The organism is Dietzia cercidiphylli (assembly GCF_014145145.1).
GTDB lineage: Bacteria > Actinomycetota > Actinomycetes > Mycobacteriales > Mycobacteriaceae > Dietzia > Dietzia natronolimnaea.
The window spans coordinates 1-1,322 of sequence record NZ_JAALEA010000308.1; the positions used below are offsets into that span (position 1 = coordinate 1).

At 72.4% G+C, this 1,322-nt stretch carries 1 protein-coding gene and 1 pseudogene; both read left to right on the forward strand.

From position 1 onward, the window contains the following. A partial coding sequence (locus G6028_RS11330; RefSeq protein WP_182658908.1) for a UTP--glucose-1-phosphate uridylyltransferase occupies nt 1–806 on the forward strand: 806 nt, incomplete at its 5' end. Between the two features lie 130 nt (nt 807–936). Beyond that, nucleotides 937–1,322 (forward strand): annotated as a pseudogene (locus G6028_RS11335) (molybdotransferase-like divisome protein Glp); the annotation flags it as partial.

The following is a 1,322-nucleotide window of genomic DNA, read 5'->3' on the forward strand; positions in this document are numbered from 1 at the left end:
TTCCCAAGGAGTTGCTCCCCGTGGTGGACACCCCGGGGATCGAACTCATCGCCGAGGAGGCGACCGAGGCGGGAGCGGGTCGGCTCGCGATCGTGACCTCCGAGCGCAAGGTCGGCGTGATGGCGCACTTCGCCGAGGACCAGGTCCTCGAGGACACGCTGTCGGACCGGGGCAAGGATGTCCTCCTGCACAAGGTCCAGCGCGCCCCCGGGCTCATCGAGGTGGTGGACGTGCGCCAGGACGAGCCGCTGGGCCTGGGGCACGCGGTCGCGCAGGTGGAGCCGGTGCTCGGTGACGAGGAGGAGGCCGTCGCCGTGCTCCTGCCGGACGACCTGGTGCTGCCGTTCGGGATCCTGGGCCGGATGTCACAGGTCCGCGCGGAACGTGGCGGCAGTGTCCTGTGCGCGTTCGAGGTCAGCCCGGAGGACGTCTCCTCCTACGGGGTGTTCGAGGTCTCCGACACGGATGATCCGGCCGTCAAGCGGGTGCTCGGCATGGTCGAGAAGCCGGCCGCCGAGGACGCGCCGTCCAACCTCGCGGCGGCCGGGCGATACGTGCTCGACCGCGCGATCTTCGACGCGCTCCGGCGCATCGAGCCGGGCGCCGGCGGGGAACTGCAGCTCACCGACGCTATCGACCTGCTGATCAACGAGGGGCACCCGGTCCACGTGGTGGTCCATGACGGCACCAGGCACGATCTCGGCAATCCCGGCGGGTACATCAAGGCCTGCGTGGACTTCGCGCTGGACAACCCGGCCTACGCCGACGAGCTCCGGGAGTGGCTGGAGGGCCGGCTCGGCCGCTGACGGCGCCGTCGCCGCGGAATGGCGCCGTCCGGGCGCTACCCTCTCCCACAGGGACCCGGTGGTCGGTCCGCCCGCTGTGGCGTGACACCGCCGCACGGTCAGCGACTTTCGTACGGGAAGGGGACACCTGGTGCGCTCCGTCGAGGAACAGCTCGCACTGGTGACGGCGGCCGCGGTCGCCCCGAGACCGGTACGCGTGTCGATCTCGGAGGCGCAGGGCCTGCTGTGTGCCGAGGAGGTGGTGGCCGAGCGCCCGTTGCCCTCGTTCGACCAGTCCGCGATCGACGGGTACGCGGTCCGCAGTGTCGACATCCGGGTCGGCGGCCCGGTCGATGACGCCGGGGACGCCTCCGGCGGGCCCGCCGGACTGCCCGTCGTGGGGAGGATCACCGCGGGATCCCGTCAACCGACCCGTCTGCAGCCCGGCCAGGTCGTCCGCGTCGACACCGGGGCGCCGCTGCCGACCCTGGCCGATGCGGTCCTCCCGGTCGGCTGGGCCGTGGCCGAGGGCCAGCG